The sequence below is a fragment of the Streptomyces sp. CMB-StM0423 genome (genome assembly GCF_002847285.1).
Lineage (GTDB): Bacteria > Actinomycetota > Actinomycetes > Streptomycetales > Streptomycetaceae > Streptomyces.
In genome coordinates this window covers 7,391,191-7,410,704 of sequence record NZ_CP025407.1, presented here as the reverse complement: position 1 = coordinate 7,410,704, position 19,514 = coordinate 7,391,191, and the positions used below count along the sequence as shown (strand labels likewise).

Here is a 19,514-nt window from a genome sequence, read left to right as displayed (position 1 = left end):
CAGCGACACCCCGCGCGGAAAGGCTTCGCGATGACCGTGAAAGCGGCACTCAAGTCCCAGGCAGTAGAGACACCCTCCTGGGCGTACGGCAACTCAGGCACACGCTTCAAGGTCTTCGCGCAGCCGGGGGTGCCGCGCACGCCCCAGGAGAAGCTGGACGACGCCGCCCGGGTGCACGAGCACACCGGGGTGGCGCCGTCCGTGGCGCTGCACATCCCGTGGGACCGGGTGGAGGGCGCCGACGGCTACGCGGCGCTCGCCGCCTACGCCAAGGAGCGCGGGCTCAGGCTCGGCGCCATCAACGCCAACGTCTTCCAGGACGACGACTACAAGCTGGGCTCGGTCACCCATCCCGACCCGGCGGTGCGGCGCAAGGCGCTGGCGCACCTGATGGAGTGCGTCGACATCATGGACGCCACCGGCTCGCGGGACCTGAAGCTGTGGTTCTCCGACGGCACCAACTACCCCGGCCAGGACGACGTGCGCGAGCGCCAGGACCGGCTCGCCGAGGCGCTGGCCGCGGTGTACGAGCGGCTGGGCGAGGGGCAGCGGATGCTGCTGGAGTACAAGCTCTTCGAGCCGGCGTTCTACCACATGGACGTGCCGGACTGGGGCACGGCGTACGCGCACTGCCTGCACCTGGGCGGCCGGGCGCAGGTGGTCGTGGACACCGGGCACCACGCGCCGGGCACCAACATCGAGTTCATCGTCGCGGTGCTGCTGCGGGAGGGGAAGCTCGGCGGCTTCGACTTCAACTCCCGCTTCTACGCCGACGACGACCTGATGGTCGGCGCGGCGGACCCGTTCCAGTTGTTCCGCCTCATGTACGAGGTGATCCGGGGCGGAGGACTCGGCCCCGACGTGGCCTTCATGCTCGACCAGTGCCACAACATCGAGCCGAAGATCCCCGCGATCATCCGCTCGGTGATGAACGTCCAGGAGGCCACCGCCAAGGCGCTGCTCGTCGACCGCGAGGCGCTGGCCGCCGCGCAGCGCGAGGGCGACGTGCTGGCCGCCAACGCCGTGCTCATGGACGCCTACAACACCGACGTGCGGCCGCTGCTGGCCGAGGTGCGCGAGGAGATGGGGCTGGACCAGGACCCGATGGCCGCGTACCGGCGCTCGGGATGGGCCGAGCGGATCGTCGCGGAGCGGGTCGGCGGCACGCAGGCCGGGTGGGGCGCGTGAGCGGGGGGCCCGGCGCGTACGACCCGGTGGCCGACCTGCTGGCGCGGGCACACAGGCTGGGGGCGGACCCGCGCAACACCAACTACGCGGGCGGCAACGCCTCCGCGAAGGGCACCGCGCAGGACCCGGTGACCGGGGACGACGTGGACCTGATGTGGGTCAAGGGCTCCGGCGGCGACCTCGGCACGCTGACGGCCGCGGGCCTGGCGGTGCTGCGTCTCGACCGGCTGCGGGCGCTGACCGTCACGTACCCGGGGGTGGACCGCGAGGACGAGATGGTGGGCGCGTTCGACTACTGCCTGCACGGCAGGGGATGGCTCCCGGGGGGAGAAGGCACGGCGCCCTCGATCGACACCGCCATGCACGCCCTGGTCGGCGCCCCGCACGTCGACCACCTCCACCCCGACTCGGGGATCGCCCTGGCCTGCGCCGCGGACGGCGAGGAGCTGACCCGGCGGTGCTTCGGCGAGCGGGTGGTGTGGGTGCCGTGGCGGCGGCCCGGCTTCCAACTGGGCCTGGACATCGCCGCGGTGCACGAGGCGCACCCCGAGGCGATCGGCGTGGTCCTCGGCGGCCACGGCATCACGGCGTGGGGCGCGGACTCCGCGGAGTGCGAGCGCAACTCGCTGGAGATCATCCGCACCGCGGAGCGGTTCCTCGCCGAGCAGGGGCGGCCGGAGCCCTTCGGCCCGCTCCTGGAGGGCTACGGGCCGCTGCCGGACGCCGAACGCCGGGCGCAGGCCGCCGCGCTGGCGCCGGTCGTGCGCGGGCTGGCCTCCGCCGACCGGCCGCAGGTCGGGCACTTCACCGACAGCGACGCCGTGCTGGACTTCCTGGCGCGCGAGGCCCACCCGCGGCTGGCCGCGCTGGGCACCTCCTGCCCCGACCACTTCCTGCGCACCAAGGTCCGGCCGCTGGTCCTCGACCTGCCGTCGGACGCGCCGCCGGCGGAGGCGGTCGCCCGGCTGAAGGAGCTGCACGCGGCGTACCGCGAGGACTACCGCGCCTACTACGAGCGCCACGCCGCCCCCGGCTCGCCGGCCATGCGCGGCGCCGACCCGGCGATCGTCCTGGTGCCCGGCGTGGGGATGTTCAGCTTCGGCAAGGACAAGCAGACCGCCCGGGTGGCGGGCGAGTTCTACGTCAACGCGATCAACGTGATGCGCGGCGCCGAGGCCGTCTCGTCGTACGTCCCCATCGCCGAGGCGGAGAAGTTCCGTATCGAGTACTGGGAGCTGGAGGAGGCAAAGCTGCGCCGCATGCCGCCGCCGAAGCCGCTGGCGACCCGGGTGGCGCTGGTCACGGGCGCGGGCTCGGGCATCGGGCGTGCCATCGCCCGGCGACTGGCGGCGGAGGGCGCGTGCGTCGTCGTCGCCGACCGGGACGCGTCGGGCGCGGAGGCAGTCGCCGCCGAACTGGGCGGTCCCGACAAGGCGGTCGCGGTGCCGGTGGACGTCACGGACGAGGAGCAGATCGCGGCGGCGTTCCGGGCCGCGGTGCTCGCGTTCGGCGGCGTGGACCTCGTCGTCAACAACGCCGGCATCTCGGTCTCCAAGCCGCTGGCGGAGACCACGGCGGCGGACTGGGACACCCAGCACGCCATCATGGCGCGCGGCTCGTTCCTCGTCTCCCGCGAGGCGGCGCGGGTGCTCGCCGCGCAGGGCATGGGCGGCGACATCGTCTACATCGCCTCCAAGAACGGCGTGTTCGCCGGGCCGAACAACATCGCGTACGGGGCCGCCAAGGCCGACCAGGCGCACCAGGTGCGGCTGCTGGCCGCGGAGCTGGGCGGGCTGGGCGTACGCGTCAACGGCATCAACCCCGACGGCGTCGTGCGCGGCTCCGGCATCTTCGCCGGCGGCTGGGGCGCCAAGCGGGCGGCGGTGTACGGGGTGCCGGAGGAGAAGCTCGGCGAGTTCTACGCGCAGCGGACGCTGCTGAAGCGGGAGGTGCTGCCGGAGCACGTGGCGAACGCGGTGTTCGCGCTGACGGCGGGCGAGCTGAGCCGCACGACCGGGCTGCACATCCCCGTGGACGCGGGCGTCGCCGCCGCGTTCCTGCGGTGAGCGGGGCGTACGGGACGAGTGCGGGCGGCAGCGGGGCCGACGGGACCTCGCTGCCGTTCGCGGCCGTCGACCTCGGCGCCGCCAGCGGGCGCGTGATGCTCGGCCGGGCCGGCGGCGGCGAGCTGCACATCGAGGAGGTGCACCGGTTCCCCAACCGCCCGGTCCGGCTGGCCGGCACGCTCCACTGGGACGTCCTGGCGCTCTACGCGGGCGTGCTGGACGGCCTGCGCGCGGCGGGCCGGCGTTCCGGTGGCCGGCTCGCCGGCGTGGGCGTCGACTCCTGGGCCGTCGACTACGGCCTGCTCGACGCCTCCGGTGCGCTGATCGGCAACCCGGTGCACTACCGCGACGCCCGCACCGAGGGCATGGCGGCGAAGCTGGCCGCGGTGCTGCCCGCGGCGGAGCTGTACCGGGCGACGGGCCTGCAGCACCTGCCGTTCAACACCGTCTACCAGCTCCTCGCCGCCCGCGGCACCCCCGCGCTCGCCGCGGCCAGGCGACTGCTGCTCGTCCCCGACCTCGTCGCGTACTGGCTGACCGGCGAGGCCGGCACCGAGCTGACCAACGCCTCCACCACGGCGCTGGTCGACCCGCGCACCGGCGCGTTCTCCCGCCGCGTCGCCGAGGCCGCCGGCATCGACCTCGGGCTCTTCCCGCCGCTGCGCCGCCCCGGCGACCCGGCGGGCGAGCTGCTGCCCGTGGTGCTGGAGGAGACGGGCCTGACCGGTCCGGTGCCGGTGACCGCGGTCGGCTCGCACGACACCGCCTCGGCGGTCGTCGGCGTGCCGGCGCGGGACGAGGACTTCGCGTACATCGCCACCGGCACCTGGTCGCTGGCGGGCGTCGAACTGGCCGCGCCCGTGCTCACCGAGGAGAGCCGCGCCGCCAACTTCACCAACGAGCTGGGCGTGGACGGCACCGTCCGCTACCTGCGCAACATCATGGGCCTGTGGCTGCTCCAGGAGTGCCTGCGCGCCTGGGACGCCGAGGGGCACACCTACGAGCTGGACGCCCTGCTCGCCGGCGCCGCCGCGGCGCCCCCGCTGCGCTCGTACGTGGACGCCGGCGACCCGGCGTTCCTCGCCCCCGGCCGGATGCCGGAGCGGATCGCGGAAGCGTGCGGGCGGGCGGGGCGGCCGGAGCCGCGGTCCGCGGCGGAGACCGTGCGCTGCGTGCTGGACTCCCTCGCCCTGGCGCACCGCCGCGCGGTGGCCGACGCGCAGCGGCTCTCGGGGCGTACGGTACGGGTGGTGCACGTCGTCGGCGGCGGCGCGCGCAACGGGCTGCTGTGCCGGCTGACGGCGGACGCCTGCGGGCTGCCGGTGGTCGCGGGACCGGTGGAGGCGGCGGCCCTCGGCAACGTCCTCGTCCAGGCGCGGGCGGCCGGCGTGATCGATGGCACTCTGTCAGACCTCCGATCTCTGCTTCACAGAACGCAGCCGCTGCGGGAGTATGAACCCGGCGGCGGCGGATCGGCCTGGGAGGAAGCGGAATGCGCGTTGCGCTCTTCGTGACATGTGTCAACGACACGCTCTACCCGCGCACCGGGCGCGCGGTCGTGGCGCTGCTGGAGCGGCTGGGGGTGACGGTCGACTTCCCGCTCGCGCAGTCCTGCTGCGGGCAGGCCCAGTTCAACACGGGTTATCTGCGCGAGACCCGGCCGCTCGCGCGCCGCTACGCGGACGTGTTCGCGGACTACGAGTACGTGATCTCGCCGTCCGGCTCGTGCGCGGCGATGGTCCGTGACAACTACCCGCGGATCGGCGAGCCCGCCGCGGCGGCCGTCGCCCCGCGCACGTACGAGCTGACCGAGTTCCTCACCGATGTCCTCAAAGTGACCGATGTCGGGGCGTATTACCCACACACGGTCACCTATCATCCGACCTGTCACGGGCTGCGCGTGCTTCGCCTCGGCGACCGGCCGCGGCAACTGCTGGAGCGGGTGAAGGGGCTGACGCTGCACGAGCTGGAAGGTGCGGACGAGTGCTGCGGGTTCGGCGGTACGTTCGCGCTGAAGAACCCGGCGGTCTCGGCGGCGATGGGCGCCGACAAGGCGCGGCACGTGGAGGAGTCGGGCGCGCAGGCGGTGTGCGCCGCGGACAACTCCTGTCTGATGCACATCGGCGGCACGCTGGCGCGCCGCGGCTCGCCGGTACGGCCGGTGCACCTCGCGGAGATCCTGGCGAGCACGGAAGGGGACGTCTGGTGAGCGAGACCCGAGCGGCCCGTACGTTCCTGGGCATGCCCCGTACCCGCCCGGCGGCCTTCCCGCAGTCCGCCGCCGCGGCCACCGCCGACGCCACCCTGCGCGCCAACCTCACCCACGCGACGCGCACCATCCGCGGCAAGCGCGCGGCGGCCGTCGCCGAACTCGCCGACTGGGACCTGCTGCGCGCCGCGGGCGCCGCCATCAAGGACGACACGCTGCGCCACCTGGACCGCTATCTGGAGCAGTTGGAGGCGGCGGTAACCGCCGCGGGCGGGCACGTGCACTGGGCCGTGGACGCCGCGGAGGCCAACGCGATCGTCACCCGGCTGGTCCGGGAGACCGGCGCCGACGAGGTCGTGAAGGTCAAGTCGATGGCCACGCAGGAGATCGGGCTGACCGAGGCGCTGGCGGAGGCCGGCATCCGCGCGTACGAGACGGACCTCGCGGAGCTGATCGTGCAGCTCGGCGAGGATCTGCCGTCGCACATCCTGGTCCCCGCCATCCACAAGAACCGCGGCGAGATCCGCGACATCTTCCGCGACCGCATGGCCGACTGGGGCCGCCCCGCGCCCGCCGGGCTCGGCGACCGGCCCGCGGAGCTGGCCGAGGCGGCGCGGCTGCACCTGCGGGAGAAGTTCCTCGACGCCAAGGTCGCCGTCTCCGGCGCGAACTTCATGGTGGCCGAGACCGGCACGATGGTGGTGCTGGAGTCCGAGGGCAACGGCAGGATGTGCCTGACGCTGCCGGAGACGCTGATCTCCGTCGTCGGCATCGAGAAGATCGTGCCGAGCTGGCGGGACCTGGAGGTCTTCCTCCAACTGCTGCCGCGCTCCTCGACCGCCGAGCGGATGAACCCGTACACGAGCACCTGGACCGGCCCCGCGGAGGGAGACGGACCGCGCGGGTTCCACCTCGTGCTGCTGGACAACGGACGCACCGACACGCTGGCCGACCAGGTGGGACGCCAGGCGCTGCGGTGCATCAGATGTTCGGCGTGTCTCAACGTCTGCCCGGTCTACGAGCGGGCCGGCGGGCACGCGTACGGCTCCGCCTACCCGGGCCCGATCGGGGCGATCCTCACCCCCCAGCTCCGCGGCACGGCAAGCGCGCTGGACGCCTCGCTGCCGTACGCCTCGACGCTGTGCGGCGCGTGCTACGAGGTGTGCCCGGTCGCCATCGACATCCCCGAGGTGCTCGTGCACCTGCGCACGCGGGTCGCCGAGGGCGGCGCGTACACGGTGCGCGGGACGAAGGCCGTGATCAAGCCGGCGAAGGGACACGCCGCGGAGCGGGCGGCGATGCGCGCGGCGCGCTGGACGCTGGACCACCCGCGCGTCTACGGCGCGGCCCTGCGCGCCACGACCGGCACCAGGCGGCTGCACCCGCGCCGGCTGCCGGGTCCCGGCAAGGCGTGGTCGGCGACGCGGGACCTGCCGCCGGTGCCGAAGGAGTCGTTCCGCGCGTGGTGGCAGCGCACCCGCGGAGCGGGATCGTGAAGGGCCGTACCGTACGGGCCGGTCGTGGGACGCAGAGCGTGAGGGGTACGCGGTGAGCAGCAGGGAGACGATCCTCGCGCGGGTCCGGGCCGCGACCCGCGACACCGCGGGCACGCCGGAGCCCGAGGTGCCGCGCGACTACCTGCGCGTGCACGGCGACCGCTCCCCGGCCGAGTCCGCGGACCTGCTCGCGGAGAACCTCGCCGAGTACCGCGCGCTCGTGCACCGTACGGACGCCGACGGGCTGCCGGCGCTGCTGGCGCGGCTGTTCGCCGAGCGCGGCACCCGCACCCTGCTCGTACCGGACGGGCTGCCGCCCGCCTGGACCGCGGCGGTCGACGCCACCCGCGTCCCCGACCTGGCCGCGAGCACCGCCCGGGACCTGGACGCGGTCGACAGCGTGCTGACGGGCTGCGCGCTGGCCGTCGCGGAGACCGGCACGATCGTGCTGGACGCCGGTGCCGGGCAGGGCCGGCGGCGGATCACGCTGATCCCGGACCACCACGTGTGCGTGGTGCGGGTCCCGGAGCAGGTGGTGGACTCGCTGCCGCAGGCCATGGAGCGGCTGGACCCGGCCAGGCCGCAGACGTGGATCTCGGGCCCCTCGGCGACCAGCGACATCGAGCTGGACCGGGTGGAGGGCGTGCACGGGCCGCGGACGCTGGAGGTCGTGCTCACTACGGGCTGACACCCCCGCAGTCGCCTCCCGCCACCAGAGTTGTACACCACTGGCAACGGGCCGGGACCCTGTTCCCCTCCCCCGCGGTCGGTTAGCTTCTGCGCCATGCCGAGACCTTCCGCACCGTCCCGCCGTACGCTCCTGACGGGCACCGCCGCAGGCGCGGCCGTCCCCCTGCTCGCCGGCGCCGCACCGGCCGCCGCGCGCGCCCGCGCGGGCGGGCGCCCCGCCGCGCTGCAGACCGGCGCCGACGCCGCCGCCGCACAGGACTGGTCCGTGCTGCGCGGCCGCCGGCTGGGCATTGTCAGCAACCCGACCGGCATCCTGCGCGACACCCGCCACGTCGTCGACTCCATGCACGCCTCCGGCACCCTCGACATCGCCGGCGTCTTCGGTCCGGAACACGGCTTCCGCGGCAGCGCGCAGGCCGGGGAGGCCGAGCCGGAGACCATCGACCCGCGCACCGGGCTGACGGTCTACGACGCGTACGGCGCGAACGCCGCGAAGATGGCCGAGCTGTTCGCCAAGGCGGGCGCGGACACCATCGTCTTCGACATCCAGGACGTCGGCACCCGCTTCTACACCTACATCTGGACCATGTACAACGCGATGGTCGCCGCCCGCGAGACCGGCGCCGCCTTCGTCGTCCTCGACCGCCCCAACCCGATCGGCCGCCGCGCCGACGGCGCGATGATGACCCCGGGCTTCACCTCGGGCGTGGGACTCAAGCCGATCGTCCAGCAGCACGGCATGACCGTCGGCGAGCTGGCCCGCTACTTCAACGGCGAACTCCTGCCCGACGAGGGCGCGGGCGGTCCGGTGGAGCTGGAGGTCGTACGGGTACGGGGCTGGGACCCCGAGTCGTACGCGCAGGACGGCGACCTGCCCTGGGTGCCGCCCTCCCCGAACATGCCGACCGCCGACACGGCGCTGGCGTACGCGGGCACCTGCTTCTTCGAGGGCACCAACCTCTCCGAGGGCCGCGGCACCACGCGCCCGTTCGAGTGGATCGGCGCGCCCTACCTGGACTACCACTACAGCGACCGGCTCAACGCCCGCGGGCTGCCGGGGGTGGAGTTCCGCGAGGCGTACTTCGTGCCGACGTTCGGCAAGCACGTGGGCGCGACCTGCGCGGGCGTGCAGGTGCACGTCTCCGACCGGCGCCGCTACGAGCCGGTGACGGCCGCGGTGGCGATGGTCGTCGAGGCCGCTCGCTACCCGGAGTTCGCCTGGCGGCAGGACAGTTGGGACCCGCAGCGGCCCTTCTGGATCGACAAGCTGTCGGGCTCGCCGCGGATGCGCACGATGATCGACGAGGGCCGGGACGTGGCCGAGGTCGTCGCCGCCTGGAAGGACGAACTGGCCGACTTCACCCGCCGCCGCCGGCGCTACCTGCTCTACCGCTGACGTGCGCCCGGGTCCCGGGGTCCCGCACCGCGGCGGGCCCCGGCGGCCCGCCGGGCCCGGGTTAAGATCGCCCGTATGCCCGCACGCTTCAAGGATCTCGCGCTCGACGCCCGGGACCACCAGGCGCTCGCCGACTGGTGGTGCACCGCCCTGGGCTACACCCGCAGGCAGGACACCGGCGAGGAGTGGCCCGCCGAGTGGCCGGTGCCCATCCACGACCCGGCCGGGCAGGGCCCGCTGATCTGGATCAACCCCGTCCCGGAGGCGAAGACGGTCAAGAACCGGATGCACCTCGACGTCTGGGGTGTGCCGGAGGAGATGGAGGCGCTGGGCGCGACGCTCGTCCGCCGGCGTGACGACGAGATCGACTGGTCTGTCATGACCGACCCCGAGGGCAACGAGTTCTGCGTCTTCGAAGAGGAACGGTGACGGCCGAGCTGCGGGCCCGCTTCGCGGCGTACGACTGGCAGCCGGTGACCGACGGCATGTCGGGCGCGGGCGTGTGGCGGCTCAGCGGGCCCGGCGAGCTGTTCGTGAAGACCGCGGCTGCCGGGGGCGGGCACCCCGAGCCCGGGGCCGATCTGCGGCACGAGGCGGCGTGCACCCGGTGGCTGCACGCCCAGGGGCTGCCCGCGCCCGAGGTGGTCGACTTCGGGGCGGCGGACGGGACCACGTGGCTGGTGACGCGGGCGCGGCCAGGCCGGTCGCTCGCCGAGCCGTGGCCGGCGGAGCTGCGGGCCGGGGCCGTCGGGGCGCTGGCCCGGTTCACCCGGCGGCTGCACGAACTGCCCGTCGCCGACTGCCCGTTCGTACGCGACCTGTCGGTGACGGTGCCGCTGGCGGAGGCGGCGGTCGCCGCCGGGCTGGTGGACGAGGAGGACTTCGACGACGACCGGCAGGGCCTGAGCGCAGCCGATCTCTTCGCCGAGGTGGAGCGCACCCGCCCCGCCGTCGAGGACCTCGTGGTCTGCCACGGCGACTTGTGCGCGCCGAACGTGCTGGTCGACCCGGCGACGCTGGAGGTCTCCGGCGTCATCGACCTGGGCCGCCTGGGCGTCGCCGACCGGCACCTGGACCTCGCCCTGGCGGCCCGCAGCTTCACCGACGAGGACCTCAATCCGCAGCACGGCCCGGCGGCCGCCGGGCTGTTCCTGGACACGTACCGGGCGGCCGGCGAGGGGGACGTGCGCGTCGACCCGGCGCGTACGGAGTTCTACACCCTGCTGGACGAGTTCTTCTGACGCCCCGTCACACCCCGTCACGGCTCCTCCGGCGCTCCGGTGGGTCCCGGCGGGTCCGGCGGCTCGCCCGCCAGCTCGACGCCGTGGGGCGCCCACTCCCGCGGCACCGCGAAGACGGCGAGCGCGTCGAAGGGCTCCGCGCACTTCCGGTACGCCGTGGTGTCGGCCGGCTCCGCGGACAGCCCCTTCTCCTTGGAGCTGCGCAGGTCGGCGGAGCCGGCGCGGGTGCACCCGGTGCTCCACGCGAAGGCGACCAGCGCCTCGGTCCCGAAGTCCCGCCGGGCCTGCCCGCCAGGGGCCCCGGCGTCCTTCGCCGCCGCCGGGTACCGCCTGGCGAAGTCGGCGACGTCCGCGCGTGAGCGCAGCACCGTACGCACCGGCTCGTACCCGTGACCCGACTCGAAGTGCACCAGGTCCGCACCCGGCACCGGCACCCCTAAGCTCCGCTGCGAGTCCCCCAGCACCGCCCACACCCCGCTGACCAGCAGCAGCCCGGACACCACGGCACCGGCCAGGATCAGCCGCGGACCCCGCGGGCCGCGTGGCCCCGGCTCGCGCGGGGCCCCGTCGCGCCCTGCCCGGTCGTGCGCGTGGGTACCGGCCCGTCCTCGTCGCCGCTGGAGAACCACAGCCCCGTCAGCCTCTCGATCGCGGTTCGCGTCTCACCCATACCGACCAGTGTGCCGCCCGCGGCCGGCAACGGACCCCGCCCTTTCCGCCGGGGGCGGGGACGGCGCTGGTCAGTAGACTGGCCGGTAGGCAAAGGAGGGCGAGTGGCCGGTACGCGGGTGGACGGGCGGGTCGAGCGCGGCAATCAGACGCGGCGGCTCGTGCTGCGGCGGACGATGGACATCGCCTCGGTGGAGGGCCTGGAGGGCCTGTCGCTGGGCCGGATCGCGAGCGAGCTGGGGCTGAGCAAGAGCGGCGTCTTCGCGCTCTTCGGCTCCAAGGAGGAGCTGCAGCTCGCGACGGTGCGGGCCGCGGGCGCGGTGTTCGCGAAGACCGTGGTGGCGCCGGTACAGGACCAGCCGCCGGGTGTGGGCAGGCTGCTGTCGCTCTGCTCCCACTGGCTGCGCTACTCGCGCGAGCGCGTCTTCCCCGGCGGCTGCTTCTTCTACGGCGCGGCGGCCGAGTTCGCCTCCCGCAGCGGCGCCGTGCACGACGCGGTGGCGGCGGCGCACCGCGACTGGGCGGCGTACGTGGAGCGGACGGTCGAGGAGGCCCGCGCCGCCGGCGAGCTGCGGCCGGACACCGCCCCCGGCCGGCTCGCGTTCGAGCTGATCGCGCTGCTGGAGCACGCCAACCTGCTGTCGCTGCTGCACGGCGCGCAGGACGCGTACGACCTGGCCGCCTCCGCCGTCGTGGCGCGGCTGCGCGAGGTGGCCGCGGAGCCGGGCTCAGTCCCGGACGCGCTCCCCTGCTGAGACGAACTCCAGCGCCGTGCGCACCACGCCGGGGTCCGCGAGGATCCGCCGGTGCCCGAGGCCGCTGGTGCGGTGCTGCCTGACCTGGCCGCCGTAGGCCGCCGCGGTCTTGTCCGCCTGCGCGGCCGCGACCATGCGGTCCCTCTCGTCGTGGACGAGCAGGATCGGGAGGGTGATCTCGGCCGGCCGGTACGTGACGTCGAAGCGCCGCCACAGGTCGTGCTCGCCGGGGAACATGTCGGTCTCGATCCGCCGCCGCAGCGCGGTCTTCACCCTTGGCCCGAGGCCGAGACCGGCGCAGAACACGTCGACGACGTGGTCGAAGTCGGCCACGCCGGAGATCACCACGAGCCGGTCCGCCGCGGCGGCGCCGCGCAGCGCGAGGAAGGCGGCGGAGCCGCCGAGGGAGTGCGCGACGACGGCCTCGAACCTGCCGTGTTCCTCGTACAGCCGCGCGATGATCTCGCGGTACTCCAGCACGGTGGTGCGGCGCCCTTCCGAGGCGCCGTGGGCGGGGGCGTCGAACGCGACGGGCGTGTAGCCGGCGGCGCGCAGCGCGGCGATGTACGGCGCGAAGTGCGCGGCCCGGGAGCGCCAGCCGTGCACGAGCAGCACGGGCCGCTCGCCGTCGCCCCAGCAGTACGTGACCACGTTCTTGCCGGCCACGGTGAGGCTGCCGGTGAACGCGCCCGAGAGCAGCCGGTGTTCGGCGTCGCCGAAGGCGCGGTCGGAGCGCGGGTGGCGGTAGAGGACGAGGGCGCCGCGGCCCGCGAGGCCCGGGGAGACGGCGGCGGTGGCGTTGAGGACCTTGCCTATGAACGCGGTGACGACAGGCTTCATGGAGAGAAGATAGCACGACCGTTCGCTCAGTTTTGCGGGTGGTGAACCGGGGGCTCAGGCGATCGGCGGCCGGCGTGCGCGCGCCGGCCCCGGCGGTCCGCCGGGGCCGGCGCGGCGGAATCAGCCGGCGCGGTAGGCGTCGATGATCGTCTGCTCGATCGCCCGGCCCTCGGCGGCCGTACCGCGCACCCGCACGGACACCTCCTGGCCCGGCCGCGGCCGTACCTGCGGCACCAGCGCGGTCAGTTCACCGTCCCGCCCGGGGACCACCAGCGCCTCGTGCCAGCGCTCGCCGCCGTCGGTGGAGGCCCAGAACCGCACGCTGCCGCGCTCGGTCCTGATCGCGTCCTCCGGGCCCGCGGTGGACGTCAGCCGCAGGCCGACGGTGAGCGGCCGGTGCGCGGGGACGGCACCGTCCCGGTCGGTGCGGGGCGCGTAGTCGACGCCCAGCAGCCGCACCCGCTCCTGCCCCACCAGCGGATCCGCGGGACCGCGGGCCGGGAAGGTCCAGCTCGTGCGTGTCTCGCTGCCGATGGGCAGCGCGTCGCGGTCGGGGCGCGAGGTGTGCTCCAGCCGGTACGTGGCGGGCTCGGACGTGACGGGGAAGTAGGCGGTGCCGGGGCGGGCCGGGATCTCTTTGCCGTCGTGGAAGAGCCGCAGGCTCTCGTTCCCGGCGGTCGGCGTGTTCCACACCGACCCCTGGTGTTCGCCGTCGCTCAGGGACACCGGCAGGACGAGTTCGTCGCCGTCGTGCAGCCCGGCGATGACCGCCGGGGCCGGGGCGCCGAACCAGACCGGATCGGGGCGCTCCCCCGGCTCGTACGCCGAGGTGGGCGTGCACAGGTTGGCGCGCGCCACCGCGGGGCCGACGACGCAGTGGCGCCACGCGACGTCCGGCGATGCGGTCACCATCTCGACGCGGCGCTGCGGCACCGTGACCGGGTGCTCGAAGCGGAGGGCACTCGCGATGCCGTCGGTGCGCGGCTCGCGGGACTCGGTGTACGTGTCGTCCCGGCCCAGCAGCGAGCGGTAGTCCGCCTCGATACGCGCCAGCTTGCGCACCTCCGCGCGCGTGACGCGGTACCGCGGCGGATCGGGGATCACCGCGCCGCGGCCGAGCACCAGCTCGTACACGTCGGCCTGCTGTCCGCGCGGCTTGCCGTCCGCCTCCAGCCGCCAGCGGGTCTCGAACACCACGCTGCCGTGCCGCACCGGCGCGGTCGGCTGGAGGAAGACCCGGCCCTGCTCGATCTCCTCGCCGGTGGCGAAGATCCCCTCGTCCAGGCCGCCGGTGCCGGCCGCGTCGTGGCGCGCGTAGTGGATGGAGACGTGCCCCACCTCGGTGTCGGCGCCCTCGACGGTCGCGGGGCGCAGCGGCAGCGCGTTGCGGGCGTCGATGGTGTACGCCATGTCGGCGTCGACCTGCACCTCGGGCGAGCCCGCGAAGGCGACGCTGGCGGGCTCGCCGTCCGCCGCGGGGGTTTCGACCTTGGCCATCATCGTCAGCGGGCCGGGCAGCATGCGGGCGGTGGCGCGGCCGTTCTCGTCCAGGTGGACGGTGCGGAAGCCGCCGCCGGTCTCGGGGTACGTCTCCTGCATGTTGAGCAGCCACAGGCTGCCGCCGGCCCAGGGGCGGCCGTTCCGGTCCAGGACGGTCAGGTCCACGTCGTGACGGGGCGCTTCGAGGTAGAAGCTGAGCGGCAGGGTGACGGTGTCGTGCCCGCTCTCGGTGAGGACGACGGCGCCGGAGTAGACGCCGGGCGCGACGCCCTCGGGCGTCAGCGTGACCGTCACCCGCTCGCTGGCGCCGGGTGCGACGGTCACGGCGGCGGGCGTCACGGTCACGGCGCCGTCGGCGAGCGGGGCGCCGGCGCGCTCGGTGGCGAGGTCGGTGAGGGAGAGGGCGCGGGGCTCGGTGCCGTTGTTGGTCAGGGTCAGCTCGATCGACGCGGGGCGCTCCCCCTCGGGGTAGCGCAGGTAGCCGAAGTCGACGTTGCCGCGGTCGAGTTGCAGCGTCTCGTTCGCCGCGCCCGGCAGGTCGAGGACACCGGCCCCGGCCGCGTGCGGCCGGGGTGCCGCGGCGTCGCCGTCCGCGGTGGTCATGAGGGCGGTCTTCAGCCGCCGCCAGTCCCAGCCGGGGTGCTTCTGCAGCAGCAGCGCGGCGGCGCCGGCGACGTGCGGGGTGGCCTGCGAGGTGCCGCTCATCTCCGTGTACGGATCGGCCGTGCCGCCGCCCGCGCGGGCACCGGTGACGGCGACGCCCGGGGCGGTCAGGTCGGGCTTGGAGAGGAACGCGCCGGTCGTCGGGCCGATGCTGGTGAACCGGGGCGTACCGCCGTCCGCGTCCGCGGCCCCCACGGTCAGCGCGCTCTCCGCGACGCCCGGGGTACCGATGGTGCCGGAGTACGGGCCGGAGTTGCCCGCCGCGACGACGAAGAGGGTGCCGGTGTCGGCGGCCAGCGCGTCGAGCGCGCGGGCGACGGGGTCGTTCTCGGGGTACTCGGGCGCGGTGCCGCCCAGGCTGAGGTTGACCACGTCGGCACCCTGCTCGGTGGCCCACTGCATGCCGGCGATGACCCAGGACGCCCGGCCCTCGCCCTCGCCGTTCAGGACCCGGCCGGACAGCAGCCGGGCGCCGTACGCGACGCCCTTGCGGGCACCGCCGGACGCGGCGCCGCTGCCCGCCACGAGGGAGGCGACGTGGGTGCCGTGGCCGTTGGTGTCCTCGGTGGTGCCCTCGCCGGTGAAGTCGGCGGCGCCGGCGACCCGGCCGCGCAGGTCGGGGTGGTCGGCGTCGACGCCGGAGTCGAGCACGGCGACGTCCACGCCCTCGCCGCTCAGCCCGGCGTCCCACACCTCGGGGGCGCCGATCTGGCTCAGGTTGCCGTCGAGTTCCGCGGCCTCCAGGCTGCGGTCCAGCCACACCCGGCGCACCCCGGCCGCGGCCGGACCGGCCGGGCGGGCCAGAGTCGCGGCGAAGGTGCCGGCGCTCTTCTTGGGCAGTTCGACGGCGACGGCGTCGAGGGCGGGCAGCGGCAGGGCGTCCTCGCGGGCCGCCTCGCCGGCCGCGGCCAGCGGGCGGGGGCCCTGCACGATCAGCGGGAGCGCGCCGGTGGAGGCGTCGTCGTAGCCCATCTCGACGAGGGCGGTGACGTTGAAGAGTTCGAGGTCGAGCACCTCGGGGACGAGCCCGGCGGCGTCGTCCGGGACGACGTAGACGTCGTCCCCGTCTCGCAGGGTGGTGAAGGAGCGGGTGCCGGAGCCGGACCGCGGGGTGACGGAGACGGCGGGGGGACCGTCCGCGGCGGGAGCGTCGACGGTGACCTCGTCTCCGGTGACGAGGGTGACCGTGGCAGAGGCGGAAGCGGAGGCGCCGCCGGCGGGCGGCGCGGCGAGGGGCAGGGGGCCGGCCGCGGCCGGCGTGGCCGACAGGGCCGGGAGCGTCAGCCCGCCGAGCAGGAGGGCTGTCACGGCGGCGCGGACGTGCTGAGGGAGCCGTCTGGAGGACATGATCCCGGTCTTACCCTGGCGGACCTGCACGGCGGAACGAATCTTCGTGGCGTCTTGTCGCCACGTCTACAAGTAGCCACCATGGCCGGATGCTTGAGACCCTGGGGATACCGCCGTACGCCGAGTCCGTCTACCGCGCGCTGCTCGCGGCGCCCGGCCGCACCGTCGCCCAGCTCGCCGGGGAGCTGCGGCGCTCCGAGCGCGCCACCCGGCGCAGCGTCACGGAGTTGGAGGAGGTGGGCCTGGTCAGCCGGCTGCCCGGGCGCCCGGTGCGGCTGCTGGCCACCCGCCCGGACACCGCCGTCGACCTGCTCGTCGCGCGGCGCCGCCGGGAGCTGGGCGAACTGCAGCGCAACGCGCGGACGCTGGCGGCGACGCTGAGCGCGGGCCGGCAGCCGGACGAACTGCTGGAGATCCTCACCGGCCGGCAGGCCATCGCGGAGCGCTTCGGCCAGCTCGTCCGCGGCTGCGAGCGGGAGTTGCTGGTCTTCGACCGGCCGCCGTACGCGGCGGACGTGACGCCCTCGGAGGAGGGGGTGACGGCGCGGCTGCACGAGCAGGTGGTGGTACGCGGCATCTACGCCCCGGAGTCGCTGGAGTACCCCGGCGCGCTGGCCGCGGCGCAGCGGGCGGCGGCCAACGGCGAGCAGTCGCGGGTCCATCCGCAGGTGCCGATGAAGCTGGCCCTCGCGGACCGGGCGGTGGCGCTGCTGCCGATCGCGCTCGACGACCAGGTGGACAGCGCGCTGGTGATCCGCCCGTGCGCGCTGCTGGACGCGCTGGTGAGCCTCTTCGAGCTGCTGTGGCAGCAGGCCGCGCCGCTGCTGCCGCGGCCCGCGCAGGACCGTCCCTCGTGCTCGGACCTGGGGCTGCTGACGCTGCTGGCGGCGGGGATCAAGGACGAGGCGATCGCCCGGCAGTTGGGCGTGAGTCCGCGGACGGTCACGCGGCGGGTGGCGGAGCTGCTGGACGAACTGGGCGCCCGCACCCGCTTCCAGGCGGGAATCCTGGCACAGCGCCGCGGCTGGCTTCCCGACCCGGAACCGCACGGCCGGCCGGAGTAATTCCCGTCGCGCCCCTCGCCTTGCATTGTTCCATGGCCATATCGCCGCGTTATGTAAGCGATTTCTGCACCCGGACCCCGGAACCCTGATTTCCGGATGGCGAACTCCCAGCTCAGCGCGGTTATTTCCGGGCAGGCGAATTCCCTTTCCGCCCGGCGCCCTGTTTACCTCGCGCTGAACTCGTGTTTACGCTCTGGCGATTCCCCTTCGACGTACACGCGCCGAAGTCCCCATGGGAGGAAACCGCGAATGAACGGACGAATGCGCACCATCATGCGGCTCGGCGGGTTAACGACCGCCGTCGTGGCCATTCTGTCGATGTCGGGCGCGGCCGCGGCCGCCGGCAGCCCGGAGCCCACGCCCCCGCCTACGACGCGGATCGTCGGCGGCCAGCCCGCTTCCGAGACGTACTCCTTCATGGCCTCGCTGCAGAGTGCGTCGGGCAGCCACACCTGCGGCGGCAGCCTGGTCGACCCGAGCTGGGTCGTCACCGCCGCGCACTGCGGCACCCCGTACCAGGTGCGGATCGGCACCACCGACCGCACCGCGGGCGGCGAGGTCCGCCGCGTCGTCGAACGGCGCCAGCTCGCCGCCGACATGACCCTGCTGCGGCTCGACACCCCCTCGGCCCAGACGCCCGTCCCCATCGCCGCCTCCGCGCCCGCCGGTTCGGCGACCCGGCTGATCGGCTGGGGCCAGACCTGCCCGACCCGCGGCTGCGGTGCCCCGCCGGTGGGGCTGCGGCAGCTCGACACCACGGTCCTCGCCGACTCCTCCTGCGCGGGCATCCAGGGCGCGTACGAGCTGTGCGTGAACGGCGGCGGCGGCCGGGGCGCGTGCTACGGCGACTCCGGCGGCCCGGCGGTCGTCGGCGGGCCCGGCGACTGGCGGCTCGTCGGCGCCACGAGCCGCGGCACGGCGGGCACCTGCGCCGTCTCCCCCGCGATCTACGGGGACGTGACGTCGGTGAAGTCCCGGATCGACGCCATCATCGGCGGCGCCTGACCGGGCCGTTACGGACCGGCCGTCGACGAGGCGCGCCGCGGGCGGCCGAGGCGCACCGGGACGCCCGGCGAGTACAGGACGCTGACCGGGTCGCCGGCGGGCGCGGGCAGGCCCGCCGCCGCGACCAGGTTCTCCTCGCACCGGACCAGCTCCGCGCGGTGCAGCGGCCAGCGGGGATGTTCGTTGGGCAGGTAGGCCGTACCGCCGAAGAAGGTGGTGTGCAGCCCCCAGCGCGCGGTGAGGAAGTGCTCAAGCGCGCTCGGCTCGCCGACCCGTGCGCCCGGACGCACGGTCAGGCGGCTGTACGCGCCGCGCGGGCCCGGCCGGCGGCGGGAACTGGTGTAGACGACGGTGTCACCGGCCCGGCGGACGGCCATCCGCGACCACACGTACGGGAGCCCGAAGCCGAGCCGGCCCAGCACCACGGGGACCAGCCGGGCTGCGTCCAGCGAGCGGAACACGACACCGCGCCGCCCGCGGCCGTCGACCGAGTAGAGGCGCACGTTGGTCTCCGGGAAGGACCCGAGGTACGGCACCGCGGGCAGCCGCAGCCACCCGACGCGGTGCATCCGGAAGGCGATGAGCCCGACGTACGCGACCCCGTCGTGGGTGTCCGGCACGGTCCCGCGGGGCAGCAGCCGCGCCACGGCGTCCGGCTCGAAGGCCCAGTGGACGAACGTCAGGTCCAGCCACTGCTGGGTGAGCAGCGGGAACCGTACGGCGTGCGGGGCGTCGGGGGTGACGGGCTCGGGCTTGTGCACGGTGCCAGCATCGCAGTGCCGGCGCTCCAGGGCCCGGCGGGCCCCGCCGCGGCCGCGTCAGCCGAGGTGCCGGGCGAACGCCTCGTGGGCCCGGATGTCGAAGAGGACGAAGCGCACCTCGTCGAAGGCCCTCTTGTCGACGGCCTCCTGAACCGCGGCCACCGCGATCCTCGCCGCGTCGTCCAGCGGCCAGCCGTACGCGCCGGTGGACACGGCGGGGAACGCGACCGTGCGGGCGCCCAGTTCGCGGGCGACGGCCAGCGACTCGCGGTAGCAGGAGGCCAGTTGCGCCGAGCGGTCCTCGGCGCGTGTCCACACCGGACCGACGGTGTGGATCACCCAGCGGACCGGCAGCAGCCCGGCGGTGGTGGCCACCGCGCGGCCCGCGGGCAGGCCGTCCGGGTAGGCGGAGGCGCGCAGTTCGCGGCACTCCTCGACGATGCTCTTGCCGCCCCTGCGGTGGATGGCGCCGTCGACGCCCCCGCCGCCCAGCAGCGAGGAGTTGGCGGCGTTGACCACCGCGTCGACCCGCTGCTCGGTGATGTCGCCGTGCACGGCCGTGAGCACACCCATGGCGCCACCGTAGTACGGGCACGGGGCCGGCGCCGGGCCCGCCCGCCCCGT

The 19,514-nt window shown here is 74.8% G+C and carries 18 protein-coding genes; 12 read left to right on the top strand and 6 right to left on the bottom strand.

Annotated features, from left to right (window positions below):
* Positions 1 to 30 precede the first annotated feature (30 nt).
* From rhaI to CXR04_RS32160, 9 genes are all read left to right on the top strand, one after another.
* The gene (gene rhaI / locus CXR04_RS32200; RefSeq protein WP_101425730.1) at positions 31 to 1,188 is read left to right on the top strand and encodes an L-rhamnose isomerase; all 1,158 of its coding nucleotides are present in this window, start codon (positions 31 to 33) and stop codon (positions 1,186 to 1,188) included.
* Entirely contained in the window at positions 1,176 to 3,254 is a 2,079-nt protein-coding gene (locus CXR04_RS32195; RefSeq protein WP_101425729.1) for a bifunctional aldolase/short-chain dehydrogenase, read from the top strand. Before rhaI ends, CXR04_RS32195 begins: the two co-directional genes overlap by 13 nt.
* The gene (locus CXR04_RS32190; protein WP_101425728.1) at positions 3,251 to 4,768 is read left to right on the top strand and encodes a rhamnulokinase; all 1,518 of its coding nucleotides are present in this window, start codon (positions 3,251 to 3,253) and stop codon (positions 4,766 to 4,768) included. The genes CXR04_RS32195 and CXR04_RS32190 overlap by 4 nt, the downstream gene beginning before the upstream one ends.
* Positions 4,747 to 5,463 (top strand): (Fe-S)-binding protein, encoded by a 717-nt coding sequence (locus CXR04_RS32185; RefSeq protein ID WP_101425727.1) that lies wholly within the window; start codon positions 4,747 to 4,749, stop codon positions 5,461 to 5,463. The genes CXR04_RS32190 and CXR04_RS32185 overlap by 22 nt, the downstream gene beginning before the upstream one ends.
* A 32-nt stretch (positions 5,464 to 5,495) precedes the next feature.
* Positions 5,496 to 6,959, top strand: a complete 1,464-nt coding sequence (locus CXR04_RS32180) for a lactate utilization protein B (RefSeq protein WP_101426712.1) — start codon at positions 5,496 to 5,498, stop codon at positions 6,957 to 6,959.
* Between the two features lie 52 nt (positions 6,960 to 7,011).
* Entirely contained in the window at positions 7,012 to 7,647 is a 636-nt protein-coding gene (locus CXR04_RS32175; protein WP_101425726.1) for a LutC/YkgG family protein, read from the top strand.
* A gap of 96 nt (positions 7,648 to 7,743) precedes the next feature.
* Positions 7,744 to 9,045 carry an exo-beta-N-acetylmuramidase NamZ family protein gene (locus CXR04_RS32170; RefSeq protein ID WP_101425725.1) on the top strand — a complete coding sequence of 434 codons (1,302 nt, stop codon included), beginning with the start codon at positions 7,744 to 7,746 and terminating at the stop codon, positions 9,043 to 9,045.
* A gap of 75 nt (positions 9,046 to 9,120) precedes the next feature.
* Positions 9,121 to 9,474 carry a VOC family protein gene (locus tag CXR04_RS32165; RefSeq protein WP_101425724.1) on the top strand — a complete coding sequence of 118 codons (354 nt, stop codon included), beginning with the start codon at positions 9,121 to 9,123 and terminating at the stop codon, positions 9,472 to 9,474.
* Positions 9,471 to 10,286 carry an APH(3') family aminoglycoside O-phosphotransferase gene (locus tag CXR04_RS32160; protein ID WP_101425723.1) on the top strand — a complete coding sequence of 272 codons (816 nt, stop codon included), beginning with the start codon at positions 9,471 to 9,473 and terminating at the stop codon, positions 10,284 to 10,286. Before CXR04_RS32165 ends, CXR04_RS32160 begins: the two co-directional genes overlap by 4 nt.
* A 17-nt stretch (positions 10,287 to 10,303) precedes the next feature.
* Here the strand turns inward: CXR04_RS32160 and CXR04_RS32155 are convergent, their stop codons facing one another.
* Complete coding sequence (locus tag CXR04_RS32155) at positions 10,304 to 10,786, bottom strand: hypothetical protein (RefSeq protein ID WP_234380596.1); 483 nt, start codon at positions 10,784 to 10,786, stop codon at positions 10,304 to 10,306.
* Between the two features lie 17 nt (positions 10,787 to 10,803).
* Positions 10,804 to 10,956, bottom strand: a complete 153-nt coding sequence (locus CXR04_RS36255; RefSeq protein WP_234380595.1) for a hypothetical protein — start codon at positions 10,954 to 10,956, stop codon at positions 10,804 to 10,806.
* Between the two features lie 103 nt (positions 10,957 to 11,059).
* Between CXR04_RS36255 and CXR04_RS32150 the strand changes: the two genes are divergently transcribed.
* The gene (locus tag CXR04_RS32150; protein WP_101425721.1) at positions 11,060 to 11,710 is read left to right on the top strand and encodes a TetR/AcrR family transcriptional regulator; all 651 of its coding nucleotides are present in this window, start codon (positions 11,060 to 11,062) and stop codon (positions 11,708 to 11,710) included.
* On the opposite strand, the gene CXR04_RS32145 is transcribed toward CXR04_RS32150, so the two are convergent.
* The gene (locus CXR04_RS32145) at positions 11,684 to 12,550 is read right to left on the bottom strand and encodes an alpha/beta hydrolase (RefSeq protein WP_101425720.1); all 867 of its coding nucleotides are present in this window, start codon (positions 12,548 to 12,550) and stop codon (positions 11,684 to 11,686) included. The genes CXR04_RS32150 and CXR04_RS32145 overlap by 27 nt on opposite strands.
* Positions 12,551 to 12,670: 120 nt before the next feature.
* Positions 12,671 to 16,060 carry a S8 family peptidase gene (locus CXR04_RS36560; RefSeq protein WP_101426711.1) on the bottom strand — a complete coding sequence of 1,130 codons (3,390 nt, stop codon included), beginning with the start codon at positions 16,058 to 16,060 and terminating at the stop codon, positions 12,671 to 12,673.
* 89 nt (positions 16,061 to 16,149) lie between these two features.
* Here CXR04_RS36560 and CXR04_RS32135 point away from each other — a divergent pair, with 89 nt between their 5' ends.
* Positions 16,150 to 17,124 (top strand): helix-turn-helix domain-containing protein, encoded by a 975-nt coding sequence (locus CXR04_RS32135; RefSeq protein WP_101425719.1) that lies wholly within the window; start codon positions 16,150 to 16,152, stop codon positions 17,122 to 17,124.
* Between the two features lie 249 nt (positions 17,125 to 17,373).
* Positions 17,374 to 18,129, top strand: coding sequence for a S1 family peptidase (locus CXR04_RS32130; protein ID WP_234380594.1), 756 nt, complete (start codon positions 17,374 to 17,376; stop codon positions 18,127 to 18,129).
* A gap of 8 nt (positions 18,130 to 18,137) precedes the next feature.
* Here CXR04_RS32130 and CXR04_RS32125 read toward each other — a convergent pair whose 3' ends face one another.
* Together CXR04_RS32125 and CXR04_RS32120 are read right to left on the bottom strand one after the other, a co-directional pair.
* Positions 18,138 to 18,890 carry a YqjF family protein gene (locus CXR04_RS32125; protein ID WP_101425718.1) on the bottom strand — a complete coding sequence of 251 codons (753 nt, stop codon included), beginning with the start codon at positions 18,888 to 18,890 and terminating at the stop codon, positions 18,138 to 18,140.
* A 57-nt stretch (positions 18,891 to 18,947) separates the two neighbouring features.
* Positions 18,948 to 19,463, bottom strand: a complete 516-nt coding sequence (locus tag CXR04_RS32120; RefSeq protein ID WP_101425717.1) for an O-acetyl-ADP-ribose deacetylase — start codon at positions 19,461 to 19,463, stop codon at positions 18,948 to 18,950.
* Positions 19,464 to 19,514: the final 51 nt, after the last annotated feature.

What these genes read in the sequence shown, in the direction of transcription:
- CXR04_RS32180 (WP_101426712.1), top strand. Translation starts at nt 5,496, where the DNA reads ATGCCCCGTACCCGCCCGGCGGCCTTCCCGCAGTCCGCCGCCGCGGCC.
- CXR04_RS36560 (WP_101426711.1), bottom strand. Translation starts at nt 16,060, where the DNA reads ATGTCCTCCAGACGGCTCCCTCAGCACGTCCGCGCCGCCGTGACAGCC.
- CXR04_RS32120 (WP_101425717.1), bottom strand. Translation starts at nt 19,463, where the DNA reads ATGGGTGTGCTCACGGCCGTGCACGGCGACATCACCGAGCAGCGGGTC.
- rhaI (WP_101425730.1), top strand. Translation starts at nt 31, where the DNA reads ATGACCGTGAAAGCGGCACTCAAGTCCCAGGCAGTAGAGACACCCTCC.
- CXR04_RS36255 (WP_234380595.1), bottom strand. Translation starts at nt 10,956, where the DNA reads ATGGGTGAGACGCGAACCGCGATCGAGAGGCTGACGGGGCTGTGGTTC.
- CXR04_RS32135 (WP_101425719.1), top strand. Translation starts at nt 16,150, where the DNA reads ATGCTTGAGACCCTGGGGATACCGCCGTACGCCGAGTCCGTCTACCGC.
- CXR04_RS32185 (WP_101425727.1), top strand. Translation starts at nt 4,747, where the DNA reads ATGCGCGTTGCGCTCTTCGTGACATGTGTCAACGACACGCTCTACCCG.
- CXR04_RS32165 (WP_101425724.1), top strand. Translation starts at nt 9,121, where the DNA reads ATGCCCGCACGCTTCAAGGATCTCGCGCTCGACGCCCGGGACCACCAG.
- CXR04_RS32170 (WP_101425725.1), top strand. Translation starts at nt 7,744, where the DNA reads ATGCCGAGACCTTCCGCACCGTCCCGCCGTACGCTCCTGACGGGCACC.
- CXR04_RS32130 (WP_234380594.1), top strand. Translation starts at nt 17,374, where the DNA reads ATGAACGGACGAATGCGCACCATCATGCGGCTCGGCGGGTTAACGACC.
- CXR04_RS32145 (WP_101425720.1), bottom strand. Translation starts at nt 12,550, where the DNA reads ATGAAGCCTGTCGTCACCGCGTTCATAGGCAAGGTCCTCAACGCCACC.